Annotated in this window: 11 protein-coding genes and 1 pseudogene; 3 read left to right on the forward strand and 9 right to left on the reverse strand. The window is 53.6% G+C overall.

Translation table 11 applies throughout. The annotated features are described in order from the left end of the window. Nucleotides 1-243: 243 nt before the first annotated feature. Nucleotides 244-1,308: an acyltransferase family protein gene (locus tag G461_RS0108860; protein ID WP_026971563.1), complete on the reverse strand. Its 1,065-nt coding sequence runs from the start codon at nucleotides 1,306-1,308 to the stop codon at nucleotides 244-246. Nucleotides 1,309-1,930: 622 nt separating this feature from the next. Between G461_RS0108860 and G461_RS25855 the strand changes: the two are divergent. Further along, nucleotides 1,931-2,035, forward strand: a pseudogene (locus tag G461_RS25855) (cytosolic protein); the annotation flags it as partial. 209 nt (nucleotides 2,036-2,244) lie between these two features. Here G461_RS25855 and G461_RS0108870 read toward each other — a convergent pair. The 8 genes from G461_RS0108870 to G461_RS0108905 form a co-directional block, all read right to left on the reverse strand. After that, nucleotides 2,245-3,336 (reverse strand): alkene reductase, encoded by a 1,092-nt coding sequence (locus tag G461_RS0108870; protein WP_035479889.1) that lies wholly within the window; start codon nucleotides 3,334-3,336, stop codon nucleotides 2,245-2,247. 9 nt (nucleotides 3,337-3,345) lie between these two features. Beyond that, nucleotides 3,346-4,446: an alkene reductase gene (locus G461_RS0108875; protein ID WP_026971565.1), complete on the reverse strand. Its 1,101-nt coding sequence runs from the start codon at nucleotides 4,444-4,446 to the stop codon at nucleotides 3,346-3,348. Between the two features lie 102 nt (nucleotides 4,447-4,548). Further along, nucleotides 4,549-5,430 carry a LysR family transcriptional regulator gene (locus G461_RS0108880; protein WP_026971566.1) on the reverse strand — a complete coding sequence of 294 codons (882 nt, stop codon included), beginning with the start codon at nucleotides 5,428-5,430 and terminating at the stop codon, nucleotides 4,549-4,551. A gap of 77 nt (nucleotides 5,431-5,507) precedes the next feature. Then, entirely contained in the window at nucleotides 5,508-6,347 is an 840-nt protein-coding gene (gene araC, locus G461_RS0108885) for an arabinose operon transcriptional regulator AraC (RefSeq protein ID WP_026971567.1), read from the reverse strand. Between the two features lie 90 nt (nucleotides 6,348-6,437). Beyond that, nucleotides 6,438-6,956: a hypothetical protein gene (locus G461_RS0108890; RefSeq protein WP_157360267.1), complete on the reverse strand. Its 519-nt coding sequence runs from the start codon at nucleotides 6,954-6,956 to the stop codon at nucleotides 6,438-6,440. A 44-nt stretch (nucleotides 6,957-7,000) separates the two neighbouring features. Further along, a complete protein-coding gene (gene araA, locus G461_RS0108895) occupies nucleotides 7,001-8,485 on the reverse strand; it encodes an L-arabinose isomerase (protein ID WP_026971569.1) in 1,485 nt (494 codons plus the stop codon). 9 nt (nucleotides 8,486-8,494) lie between these two features. Continuing rightward, nucleotides 8,495-9,235, reverse strand: a complete 741-nt coding sequence (locus G461_RS0108900; protein ID WP_026971570.1) for an L-ribulose-5-phosphate 4-epimerase — start codon at nucleotides 9,233-9,235, stop codon at nucleotides 8,495-8,497. Next, nucleotides 9,228-10,928: a ribulokinase gene (locus G461_RS0108905; RefSeq protein ID WP_026971571.1), complete on the reverse strand. Its 1,701-nt coding sequence runs from the start codon at nucleotides 10,926-10,928 to the stop codon at nucleotides 9,228-9,230. Before G461_RS0108905 ends, G461_RS0108900 begins: the two co-directional genes overlap by 8 nt. A 370-nt stretch (nucleotides 10,929-11,298) precedes the next feature. On the opposite strand from G461_RS0108905, the gene G461_RS0108910 reads away from it, so the two are divergent. Continuing rightward, complete coding sequence (locus G461_RS0108910) at nucleotides 11,299-12,300, forward strand: substrate-binding domain-containing protein (RefSeq protein WP_026971572.1); 1,002 nt, start codon at nucleotides 11,299-11,301, stop codon at nucleotides 12,298-12,300. A gap of 53 nt (nucleotides 12,301-12,353) precedes the next feature. After that, nucleotides 12,354-13,868 (forward strand): L-arabinose ABC transporter ATP-binding protein AraG, encoded by a 1,515-nt coding sequence (gene araG / locus G461_RS0108915; RefSeq protein ID WP_026971573.1) that lies wholly within the window; start codon nucleotides 12,354-12,356, stop codon nucleotides 13,866-13,868. Nucleotide 13,869: the final 1 nt, after the last annotated feature.

Consider the following 13,869-nt stretch of genomic DNA (forward strand, 5'->3'; position numbering starts at 1 on the left):
TTATGGCTGGCGTGGCGGCGTTGAACAAAATGAGCAGGCTAGGTATGCCTGTTCGTCAGGCAGCTGGATAAACTGCTGAACAGCGCAGGGATACTTTGTTCCCTGTACTGAATTGATCAACAACGCCACTGCACGTCAATCAGGCGCAAGCAAAATATCGCGGCTTACCTTGAACAGGTTCTATCAGCAGGCTTCTCGCAGGATGAGAGCAAAAAGCAATCATTCACGCTCTTACCCTAGTTCTCACCAAAAGCGCTTACCATTAATGACAAACATCAAGTAGCGATTGTCTTTGATCTGTTGGTGAAGCAAATAGAGCAGGGTATAACTGCCGACGCACATAATCACAAATGAAACATGGGGGTTAGTTATACCCGCCGCCCGTAACAGGTAGGCGAAACCTAGTAACACCGAAAGATGGAAAAGATATATAGTGTAAGAGGAGTTAGAGATCTCCTTTAAACAGAGAGCTTGTTCAACAGACAACTCTCTAGAAAAGACCTGAAGCAACCCTAGAGTTACCGTCAATACCCAATAAAACCTCGCCACTTCCAAAGCGTATATAGCGTAGGAATTAACTGGAGTAAGCAGCTTCCATACAGCTAATAGAACGAGAAATATCAGCAGTGTAACCTTCCAGCAACCCAAATTAGCAATAAAGCTATCGCGTTTTAACCAGAAATAACCACCGAGCAAGTAAGAAGGAAAATAAATAATCAATTCATCGAGCACAAAAAAGCCCATCAGAGTAGGCTGACCTGCCAGCCTCCAGCCTGCATGTAGGAACAAAAATCCAACCAAACCGTACAGCGCCATCCCTATCCTCAAAGGGATACGGACAAGTTGAAACTTCACAAAAAAAACATAAAACATAGGTGCTAACAAGCTATATATAATTAAGTTTGCCAGGAACCAAAGGTGGACCAGCCAGCGGCCGGTTGAGAAGTAATCTGTACCTGGGAAATAAAACCGCTCCTTTATAAAGAAAAAGCTCAAATAGTTAATCACTCCACCAACAAGCAATAAAGGAACTCCTAAGCGTATTAGGCGGTCAACAATGAATGACTGAGTAGTATGCTTTTCCAGAATCATAAAAGAGAGAAAGCCAGAGAGAACATAAAACACATCCATACGAAAGCTGTGAATTAACTCTCTTAAGATCCAGTAAAATCCTGAGGCATCTGCGAATACCAAAAAAGGATTCGCTAAATCATCATCACGAAAGTAAGCTGCTGCATGAATGACTAATCCAAGCAACATCATCAGTGATCTCAGAGCATCCATATTATTGTATCTAACCTTAGTCATATCTAACTCTCCAAAAACCTTATGTTTAAACAGTCATTAATTACTTTTCGTAGAAGCCACTTACTAACATTGACCCGATTCGATCCGGATAATAGGTACTCCAAATTGAACACTGCTTTGCAAAGATGGAAGTGGGGGAATTGGCACTGATATGCAAAACACCCAATACAATTAAAGCTAGGTACGCCTTAAGGGCAATGACTAAGCCTATAACAACCATTCATTCTGTTATACAGAGAGTGTCTGATAATCATACACTCGCAACTGACATATTTCGGACATCTCATTAAACTGGAAAGCTAGAAATTAACAGAATACCTACAAGAATGACAAGGTCGTTTACCATTGTCTACACTTTTACCGTCACTCACAGTTCGGCCTGCCTATGACGTGCTCTAGGTACCATCAAGTCAGCTTGACTGACGCCCCCTACTCACACAACATCTCTCGTTGTATACGCCGGATGTTTATGCGCGGGGAAAACCGCGTGGCCGCGAGCTTTCAGTATCGCAGGCAATTGGTAAATCAGACTCAGCTCAAGCTGCCCTCAGTACTCGCCATTTATGTGTGCGCCGATGCGGTGATAAGTGACCATCACCAAGCGGTGTTACACATTAATAAACAGCTTGCCAGTCTGGTTGAGGGGCGTGGTCGGGAGTTTATCTATCACGGCGGCTTTGTCGCTTTTGTGGATGACGAGCAAACCTTTATTACCCGATTGGACTAAACCTGATCAGACAGAAGCTGTTGAGTAAGTTGAGTTCGACGAACTGTCCTGCTTGGCAAGAATGGGGAAAGACGGGGAGAAAAGATACTGAGCAACTAGCTAGGCCTTATCGACCCTTAATGCAGATGGCGACCGTGCGCCTTAAGATCAATTAAAGACAGACTCTCTCGAATAAAGAGAGCCTGTCTACAGCAGACTAGTTACAAGCCCTAACCTTGATAACAGGCGTAATCGGTAAACCCTCGCTCATCGCCACCGTACAGCGTCAAACGTGCATCTGGGTCGAACTCGGTCAGCGGCCAATCATTTTTCATTCGCTCCACCAAGTCGGGGTTGGTCACAAACGGCGTACCGAAGGCGGCGAAGTCGGCGTAGCCTTTGTCTAGCAGTGCGTTGGCGCTCTGCTTGGTCAGCTTGCCTGCCACCATAATCGGGTTAGCGTAAACCTCGCGCACTTGCTGGCGGAATGACTCTGGCACCTCTTCATGGCGAGAGATGTTCTCCGAGAAGTGCAGATAGGCCAGGTTAAAGCGCGACATCTTGGCAATCGCCTTAAGTGTTAGCTCGACAATCTCTGGGTCTGAGTCCTTAAAGCCTTCAATCACATGCGGCGACACGCGGATTGCCACTTTGTCGGCGCCAATCGCGTCCACCAGTGCTTCTACCACTTCCAGCATCAGGCGCATGCGGTTTTCCTGGCTGCCGCCGTATTGGTCGTCACGCTGGTTGCTGGCGATGCGCATAAACTGGTCGATCAGGTAGCCGTGGGCGGCGTGGATCTCAACGCCGTCGAAGCCTGCTTCCATCGCATTGTGGGCCGCTTGTACGAAATCACCAATGGTGGCTTGGATCTCTTCCACACTGAGCGCACGCGGGGTTTCGGTTTCGATCATCCCAAAGCCGCCCTCTGGTAAGGGGCCAAACACTTGGTCTGGGTCTTTCAGCGCCGAGGCCGATACTGGCTGCAGGCCAGTAATGCTTGAGTGGCTGCGACGCCCCACATGCCAGAGCTGGATAAAGGCCTTGCCGCCGCGCTGATGGATCGCCTCGGTGACCTGCTTCCAGCCCTCGATATGCTCGCGGGTATAGATCCCCTGAGTCATCGAGTAGCCGCGGGCTACCTGAGATATTGGCGCGCCTTCAGTCACAATCAGGCCGGCATCGGCGCGTTGTCCGTAATAGGTGGCCATCATCTGATTAGGCACATCGCCCGGCTGGTTGGTGCGCGAGCGGGTCATTGGGGCCATTGCGATACGATTGGCAGTGCTGAGCTCACCGAACTCAAAAGGTTTGAACAACATGGCTAACTCCTACTTAGTCTCAAAACAGGGGTAGTCGGTTAGTCCTTTTTCACCACCACCAAACAAGGTATTCGGGTCGTGTGCGGCCAGCGGGTGGCCGTTCTTGATGCGCTCGGGCAGATCGGGGTTGGCCACAAACGGGCGACCAAAACCAATCATATCCGCCAGGCCTTGGCTAATCGCCTGCTCGGCGCTTTCGGCGTTGTAGCGACCGGCGTAGATAAGCACGCCGTCAAAGGCCTCACGCAGCGCACGTTTGAACGACTCTGGGGTATCCGGCGCGTCGTCCCAATCCACCTCGGCGATGTGCAGATAAGCAATCTTATGCGTGCTCAGTAATGCCGCCGCGGCGGTGTAAGTCTCTTCAGGCTTGGCATCGACGGTACCATTCAAGGTGGTCAGCGGAGCTAGGCGCACGCCTACGCGCTCAGCGCCAATGGCATCGACCAAGGTGGCCACTACTTCGTCTAAGAAGCGCAGACGATTTTCCAGGCTACCGCCGTACTCATCGCTTCGGTTATTGGCTTCTGAGTCGATAAACTGATTCACCAGATAGCCGTTGGCGGCATGCAGTTCAATGCCATCAAAGCCCGCTTCCACGGCATTTAACGCCGCCTGATGATACTCGGCCAACACCTGCTTAATATCGTCGTGGGTCATCTCACGTGGCTCTACCACGTCAACAAAGCCCGGCTCGTCGCTGCCGTTATCGATAAACACTTTGACGTTCTCGGCCTTGAGCGCCGATGATGAAATAGGCTGCTCGCCGCCGATATTGTCGGGGTGGGTAACCCGGCCCACATGCCACAGTTGAGCGAAGATATGGCCGCCTTTGGCGTGCACTTGGTCGGTTACTTTTTTCCAGCCGGCGATCTGTGCTGGGCTGTAGATGCCCGGCGTCCAAGCGTAGCCTTGGCCCATGGGCGAGATTTGAGTGCCTTCGGCCACAATCAAACCGGCACTGGCGCGTTGACCGTAGTAAGTCGCCATCATCTCGTTGGCAAGGTTGCCCGGCTGACTAGCACGCGAGCGGGTCATTGGTGGCATCACGATGCGGTTAGACAATTGAAGATTGCCAAGTTGAATTGGCTGAAACAGGGAATTGGCCATAATCGGTCCTCCAAGAAAACTGCGGCAAGTCTAGCAGTGTTCGGAGCAACGATTTACTACAAAAATAGCAAAAGATATTTGCAAAAAACGGAACAATGCAGCTTATAAATCTAAGCGAGACTGAATATAGTCGATAAACGCACTGATACGCTTAGAAACGGTAGACGATTTATAGTACACCGCGTTGATGTTACGCCGCTCGGTATCGGCGATTTTCTCGCTCTCCAGCAGCGGCACTAGGCGCCCCGCTTCAATGTCCCGTTTGACCATAAAACCCGACAAACAAGCAATGCCATTACCGGCCAGCGCCAACTGGCGTACCGTTTCACCATTGCCCGACACCAGCGCACTGCTGCGCACCTCAAAGCCAGATAGCGGCCATTGATTGAGCACTTTGGGGCCGCTAAAGCCAATCAGGTCGTGGTCATCAAGCTCCCCGACTCGCTCGGGAAAGCCGCGCCGAGCCAAGTAATCCGGCGAGGCCACGATATACAGCAAGCTTTTGCCAAGCGGGCGAGCATGCAAGGTGGAGTCTACCAACTTGCCGATACGAATCGCCACATCGCAGCGCTTTTCCAAGAGATCGACAAAGCCCTCGTTGGAGCTCAGCTCCAGTTCGATATCCGGATAGGCCTGACGAAAGCCCTGCATCAAGGGCACTAGCTGATGCAGCACAAAGGGGCTGGCCGCATCCACCCGCAGTTTGCCTTTGGGCAGCAAGCCCCGCGAGGTGATATCTTCCTCGGCCTGCTGAATTTGCAGCAGACCGCCGCGAATAGAATCGACAAACTGCCGCCCTTCATCGGTCAGGGCAACCCGCCGGGTGGTGCGATTAAACAAGCTCAGCCCGAGCTGCTGCTCGAGCTTGGAAACAGCGCGGGATACCCGGGAGACCTGCACATCCAACACATCGGCAGCGGCAGAAAAGCCGCCACTGTCGACCACTGTGAGTAGAATTTCCAAATCATCAGAACGGGTTAGCATTACAGCGCCATCTTGTTAATTGCGAATAAGACAAATATACACGTCTATTAGTGCATTTTCTGAGATGTTTAGTCGGATTAGCTGATATGCTCGCGGTAGCGCTTCGGACTGGTGCCCGCTTTACGTTTGAATACTCTGGAAAAATACAGCGGGTCAGCAAAGCCCACTATCCTACCGACCTGACTTACCGAATAGTTGGTGGTCACCAGCAACTGCTTGGCCCGGCTGATCCGTTGGTCATCGCGCCACTGCGCAATGGTCATGCCCACTTCATCGCGAAACAGGTGCCCTAATCGCGAGGCTGATAAGCAAGTATGGGTGGCCAACTCCTCCACGGTGAAGTTCTTGTTGAGGTTTTGGGTCATGTAGTTCATCGCCTCGACGATGCGCGGTTCCAAGGGCTTGATCACCACATCGGGCTGAACCGACTTACAGCGGATCAGCAACTGCTCCAGCAGGTTAATCGCCAAATCATCCCGATAAGGCAGGTCCGACTTAGAGATGTATTCGATATCCACAAACAGCTTATCCAGCTGAGCCACGTTATCGGCGTCGAGCCCCTGCGTGAGATAGACCCCGTTGTACGAGCTTTGCCAGCTTAGCCAATCGTTCCAAAAGGCACGTGGGCGAAAATAGACCCAACGGTGAAACCAAGACGCACAATCGTGCTTACGGTGGTAATAGTGGGCGGCGCTGGGAGGGAACAGCAACAAGTCTCCCGCCTTAACATGGAAGGCTTGCTCGCCGCGAAAAACCGTGCCTTCCCCTTGGCTGGTCATATTGATGATGTAGCCCTTCATCCCGCTGGGGCGGTCAATGACAAAATCCAGCTCATCACCGTCGATGATAGGGGTTAAGCCTGCCACCAAGTGGGCATTGAAGTCGTAATCGGGCTTTAGGGGATCTTCGTTCTGCATCGTTATTTTTACGAGGTAATTACCTGAGTCAGCGAGGTATTCCCATTGGCACCAGTTTAAATTGCTGGCAAAAACTTACCTCGCCCTCTCTCACATTTCCAAGCTTATCGATAACTGGGCAGAGAATGCTTCGCGGAACAACGCCGACTTGGCACTGCGGCTCAAGCTCTCGCTAGGTAGCCCAATATGCTGATACTGGCACTGCACCTCGCCGTTTTTTGCCATAGTCGCCCCGTCGCCTTCAACCAGAGGAGACTCGCCAAACATCAGCCGATGGCGAATATGCATTCGCGTGGGCACCGTATTACGCGCCAAATACTCGATAACCAGGGCATCACCAGCAAAGTGATAGTTAATATTGATCGATAAGGTTTGGCTATGCTGCAGCTGGCACCACTGCTCTACTCGCCCCTCGCTATATCGAAAACGCCAGTCGATCTCGGCAACCGGGATAGCGCTACCGTTGTTGGTGATCACCAGCTCGCCAGTAATTGCCTTGGCACTTCCATTGACTAAGCTAAAGCCCGGCGACAAACCGGGGCTTAGCGAGAAGGTCCAGTCTTGGTATTGCATCGCCACCGTCTCAGGGGGACTTGTTAGTCGATTCACATCTACTCCAAGTGCTCCCAAGGGGAGCACTGTTTGCCTGCAGTTTAGAAGTAAACCGCGTTGTTGCGCAGCTCTTGTTTGAACTGGCGCAGCTGGGTTGCGCTGTCTATCACCACCATCTCCATGCCAAGAATCTCAGCGTAATCGCTTAGTGACTCTAGTGATACCGATTGGCTGTAGACCGAGTGATGAGCAGCACCCGCGTGGATCCAGGCCGCGGCCGCCACGCCCAGGTTTGGCTGCGGCTCCCACAGCGCGTGCGCCACGGGAAGATGAGGCAGCGCCTCCGGCGGGCTAACCGTATCCACTTGATTGACCACCATGCGATAGCGCGAGCCTAAGTCAATCACCGACACGTTCACAGCCGCGCCAGCCTGACCACTGAAGATCAAACGGGGAATATCACAGTTGCAGCCGATGGTGTGGCGGTGGATCTCGAGCCTCGGCTTGGCCGCCGCAATGCTCGGACAGACCTCGAGCATATGGGCGCCCAACACTTGATTGCGGGTGCCAAAGTGATAGGTGTAATCCTCCATAAACGAGGTTCCGCCCGCTTTACCCTGCCCCATCACCTTCATGATGCGCAGCATTGCGGCGGTCTTCCAATCCCCTTCGCCACCAAAGCCAAAGCCCTTTTCCATTAAGCGTTGGGTTGCCAAACCAGGCAGATTGCTCAGCCCGGTAAGATCCTCAAAGCTGTTGGTAAAAGCCTCGGCCCCCACCGACGTAAGAAAGCTCTCAATACCAGCTTCAAGGCGCGCTTCTCTCAGCAGGATGTTGCGCTGAGCGGGATCGCTAAGCATCTCTGGCGCCACCTGATAATGCGTCAGATATTCATCTATCAGTGCATCTATATCAGCATTGCTCACCGCATTTACCGCCTCGGTGAGCTCACCTAGGCTATAGCCATTCACCTCATAGCCGAACTGGATCTGCGCCGATACCTTATTACCTTCCGTCACCGCGACTTGGCGCATATTGTCGCCAAAGCGCGCCACCTTGAGTGTTCGTCCTGCAGCGACGCCTACGGCAGCTCGACACCATTGGTCCACCTCACGATGTACCCTCGCATCCTGCCAATGCCCCACCACCACCTTACGCTCAATGTTCATCCGCGAGCCGATAAAGCCAAACTCACGGCAGCCATGGGCGCTTTGATTGAGGTTCATAAAGTCCATATCGATGCTGTCCCATGGCAGGGCTGCATTGAACTGAGTATGCAGATGCAAGAAGGGCTTGTTCAGCTCGCCAAGGCCGGCAATCCACATCTTGGCAGGTGAGAAGGTGTGCATCCATAGCACTAAACCGACACAGGCTTTATCGTTGTTGGCAGCCCGGCACACCTCGAGGATCTCGGCGGCGGTGGTTACGGTGCCCTTGTCCACCAACGGTGTCGATAACTCGGTGGAGGCATTAAGCCCGACTACAATATGGGCGCTGTCTTTCGCCACTTGTTGTAACACTGCAGGTCCGTATAGGTGCTGGGAGCCGGTGACAAACCAGATTGTCTGCTGATTGAATATCTTCATGCTGCTTCCTTAATTCTTGTTCTGACCGTAATAGGCATTGGCGCCGTGCTTGCGCAGGTAGTGCTTGTCGAGTAGCGGCTGGCCGATGGTTGCCACATCGGGGCGCAGCTGCAACGTTTGCAGAGCCATGCCGGCCACCACTTCCATGACCACCGCATTGTGGACCGCCTGCTCGGGGTCACTTCCCCAGGAAAACGGCGCATGTTCACACACCAAGATCCCCGGGCGAGCCATTACGTCCTCGCGACCAATCGCTTCGACAATCACCCTGCCGGTGTTTAGCTCGTAATCCTTCGCGATCTCTTGCTCGTTCAAGGGACGGGTACAGGCGATCTCGCCGTAGAAGTAATCGGCATGGGTGGTGCCCAATGCTGGAATGGCGCGCCCGGCCTGTGCCCATGCGGTCGCCTGAGGGGAATGGGTATGCACCACGCCGCCGATTTGCGGATAGCGCCGATAGAGCTCTAAGTGAGTATCGGTGTCGGAAGAGGGTTTAAGATCGCCCTCTAGCACGTTGCCATGTAAATCCACCAGCACCATGTTGTCGGGGCTCAGTTCACTGTAGGCCACGCCACTGGGCTTAATCACCACCAGCCCCGATTCCCGGTCAATGCCCGAGACATTTCCCCAAGTAAAAGTCACCAGCTGATGACGCTGTAAGTCCATGTTGGCCTGCCACACTCGCTGACGCAGCGCTTGCATGCGCTCTGCCAGTTGCTCAACGCCGCTCTCAAAAGCCTGTTCACTCATTGCCCTTCTCCTTCGCCAGTTGATACTCGCTTAACTGCTCAACATGCTTGCCAAGCTCGCGGTATGAGCGATAGCGCTGTTGGTGCAAGGCCTTGCGAGATGGGTCTGGCAGGTAGGTATCGCGCACCGGACTTGCCATTAGCGCCTGCGCGCTGCGGGTGTCGGGGTGCACGCCGGCGGCAACTGCCGCGAAAATCGCCGCGCCCAAGGCGCAGCATTGCTCGGATTCCACCACCAGAATTTCTCGCCCAATCACATCAGCACATAGTTGCATGACGTAGGGTGATTTCTGGGCGATACCGCCGATGGCGATGACCCGCTCCACCGGCATGCCTTGCTGGGTAAAGCACTCAACAATGGCCTTGGCACCATGTGCTGTGGACTCCACCAAGGACGCAAACATCGCTGGGGCGTCACTGCCCAAGTTCAGCTCGCTGATGGCCCCTTTAAGGCGCTGGTTGGCATAGGGAGTGCGGCGACCATTGAGCCAGTCCACCGCCAGTGGCGTACTTTCGCTCACTGCTTGTTGCTGGGCGGCTGCGCTTAACATGGGTAACACCTGCTCGGATAATGCAGCAAGATGCGGGGCAGCGGCGGGATGTTGCTCGGCGAAGCGCTCAAGCGGCCACATCAGCACCCGTTTGAACCAAGCGTACAGATCGCCGAAGGCCGATTGACCCGCTTCCAAGGCTAACAACTCTGGCATAGCGCTGCCTGCCACTTGGCCACAGATCCCGTGAATGGTTCGGTCTGCAACGGTATCCTTATCCACCATCAGGATGTCGCAGGTGGAGGTGCCGATGACCTTCACCAAGTCGTTCGCCCCCGCCCCTGCGCCAACTGCGCCCATATGGCAGTCGAACTCGCCCACAGCGATCGCAATACCTTCTGACAGCCCAAGGGTTTGCGCCCACTCGCGACTAAGTCGCCCTGCTTGCTGATCTGCGGTAAAGACCTGCTGGAACATGCGCTCACGGATCCCATCCAAGGTAGGCGAGATTGCCGAGAGAAAATCTTGACTGGGCAGCCCTCCCCAGCTGTCGTGCCACATCGCCTTGTGGCCGGCTGCACAAACGCTGCGGCGCAGCCTGTCGGGGTGCTGGTTATCACTGAGGATGGCCGGGATCCAATCACATAACTCCACCCAGCTATGCGCCCGCGCCGCCACCTCGGAGTCTTGCTCTTGCACCCAAGCCGCCTTGGCCCAGAACCATTCCGACGAATACAGCCCGCCAATAAAGCGGGTGTAGTCGGTATAGTCCCCCGAATGGGCCAGTTGATTGATATGCTCGGCTTTGGCCACTGCGCTGTGGTCTTTCCACAACACAAACATCGCGTTGGGGTTGCTATCGAACTCCGGCAACAGCGCTAACACCCGCCCCTGCTCATCAACTGGAGCAGGGGTGGAGCCGGTCGTATCGACGCCAATACCTACCACTGCTTGCACAATCGACTGTGATTGCTCAGCCAAGGCTGCACGCACTGCCTTAGTCATTGCATCGATATAGTCTTGAGGGTGCTGACGAAACTGCGAACACTCTGGCAGGCAGTACCGGCCTTGCATCCACTGCGCATAGTGCGCCACCCCCGACGACAACTCTTCACCGGTCAATGCGTTAACCAGTAACGCCCGCACCGAGTCGGAACCGAAGTCCAATCCGATGACATATTGCGCAATATTGTTCACATCCATAAGCACTCCAGCTCACTTGCTATTTCGTCAAACTGTCTTTTGTTATAGCGATTAGCGAGGGGGAAACCCATTGAGCGATACGCTAAATTCATGGACAAATTCGTTGCCTGGAATTTTATGTGTCAGCTATAGCAAGTTTTGGAAAGTCAGCGATATAGCGGGCAGTTAGCGCCATTACTCGGTTTTATCAGGAACTTTTTAGAGGGTTTACTGGTGTTCTCAGAATTTTGAGATCCTAGTCATAGTCATCGCCGCTAAATACATGGACTTATTAGCTACATTTTTGACCTGTGATTTCGGTCACTAACAAGCCTGAAAAGTTCGACAACTATGAATACCGCACACACACCCTACAAGTGGATGGATAACAATGAAGCTACAAAAACTACTTTCAATAGCGGCATTAGCAGGGATGACGATGCTGAGCGCATCGGCTAACGCATTTTTTGGCTCGAAAGATGACAGCATCAAGCTGGGTTACTTGGTGAAGCAACCTGAAGAGCCATGGTTCCAGACCGAGTGGTCATTTGCCGAGAAGGCCGGCGAAGAGTATGGCTTTGAGGTGATCAAGATGGCAGTGCCAGACGGTGAGAAAACCCTTAACGCCATCGATACTCTAGCCGCCAGCGGCGCCAAAGGGTTCGTGATTTGCACGCCAGACCCCAAGCTTGGCCCGGCAATCATGGCCAAAGCCAAGAGCTACGATCTGAAAGTGGTCACCGTCGATGACCAGTTTCTCAATGCTAAAGGCGAACCGATGGTCGATGTGCCCTTGGTGATGATGGCTGCCAGCGAGATTGGCTACCGTCAGGGTAGCGAGTTATATAAAGAGATGACCGCCCGTGAATGGGATGCCGCTACCACCGGGGTGATGGCCATCACCGCCGATGAGTTAGACACCGCCCGTCGCCGGGTTGATGGCTCCATCAAAGCGCTGCAAGAGCTGGGCTTCCCACAAGAGCAAATCTATCGCGTCCCCACCAAGTCAAACGATATCCCCGGTGCCTTGGATGCAGCAAACTCCTTGCTGGTGCAGTACCCCAGCGTGACCCAATGGCTGGTCGTGGGCATGAACGACAACACGGTGCTGGGCGGTATTCGCGCCACCGAAGGTCAAGGCTTTGACGCGGCATCGGTTATCGGTATCGGCATCAACGGCGTAGATGCGGTGAATGAGCTAGCCAAATCCAGTGCCACCGGTTTTTATGGCTCGCTGCTACCTAGCCCAGATGTTCATGGCTTCAAGAGCATTGAATCGCTGTACAAATGGGTCAGCGAAGACGTCGAACCCGAGAAGTTTGTGGAAGTCACCGATGTGGTGCTGATTACCCGCGACAACTTCCGCGCAGAGCTCGAGAAGAAAGGTCTGTAAACCCAATGCGGTGGCCTCTGGTCACCGCATCTTCGGTATAGGAGAGGAGCATCATGGCAGGTTTTCCTAGCTATTTAGAGTTTCGAAACATCTCGAAGCATTTTCCTGGTGTTAAGGCCCTCAGCAACATCAGTTTTCGCGTTAACAAAGGCAGTATTCATGCGCTAATGGGGGAGAACGGTGCCGGTAAATCCACCCTATTGAAAACCCTAAGTGGCCTGCACAAACCCACCGAAGGTGAGCTCTGTATCGATGGCGAGCCACTAGCCTTTCATTCCGCCACCGACTCGCTCGAACAAGGCATTGCGATTATCTATCAAGAGCTGAACTTGGTCCCTGAGCTGAGCGTGGCAGAGAATATCTTCCTCGGTCAGTTACCCACTAAAAACGGCCGGGTCGACATCGACACCCTTAACCGCAATGCGCGTCAGCAGTTGCAACGTTTAGGCGAAGATTTCGACCCATCCCGCCCGCTCAAGGAGTTCTCCATTGGCCAGTGGCAGATGGTGGAGATAGCCAAGGCGCTCAGCCGTAACGCACAGATTATTGCCTTTGATGAGCCCACCAGCAGCCTCTCTCAGCGTGAGATCCAAAACCTGTTCAAGGTGATTCGCGAGCTGCGCGATGACGGCAAGATCATCTTGTACGTGTCCCATCGCATGGAGGAGATCTTCGATCTATGCGATGCCATCACCATCTTCAAAGACGGCTGCCATGTGCAAACCTTCGACGAGATGTCATCACTCAGCCATAGCCGCTTGGTCGAGCTGATGGTGGGACGGGAAATCAACGACATCTACAACTACCGCAGCCGTAGCTTGGGCGAAAGTGGCCTAAGGGTGGAACAGCTCGAAGGTAAAGGCCTCAGCCAGCCCATTTCTTTCGATATTCGTCAAGGCGAAGTGCTGGGCTTGTTCGGCTTGGTAGGCGCCGGAAGGACCGAGCTTACCCGACTGATTTTCGGTGCCGAGCGCGCCAAAAACGGCACCATCTCGGTGTCTGGCAAGCCGGTGAACATCAGCTCGCCCTGCGATGCCATTAATGCCGGGATTACCTTATGCCCAGAGGATCGCAAAGCCGATGGCATCGTGCCGATATTGTCGGTGGAAGAGAACATCAACATCAGTGCCCGCCCCAGACACCTCAACCTTCGCAGCCTGATCAACTTTGGCTGGGAGAAAACCAATGCTCAGGCGCAGCAGCAGTCGCTGAACATCAAAACAGCCTCGCTGCAGCAGGCGATTAACCAGCTCTCTGGCGGGAACCAGCAGAAGGTTATCTTGGGGCGTTGGTTGTCCACCGACATGCAAGTGATCTTGTTAGATGAGCCCACCCGCGGCATCGATGTCGGGGCTAAATCAGAGATCTACGAACTGATATTCGACCTGGCAGAGCGCGGGGTGACGGTGCTGGTTGTCTCCAGCGACCTACCAGAGGTGCTGGGTATCGCCGATCGCATCATGGTGATGAAAGATGGCGCGGTAACCGGCGAGCTTAAGCGAACAGAATTCAACGAACAAACAGCCCTGAGCCTGGCCATGCTAGGCAACGATCAAGCTGCGGCATAAC

This window comes from Aliagarivorans marinus DSM 23064, from assembly GCF_000429485.1.
In the GTDB taxonomy this organism is placed as follows: Bacteria; Pseudomonadota; Gammaproteobacteria; order Enterobacterales; family Celerinatantimonadaceae; genus Aliagarivorans; species Aliagarivorans marinus.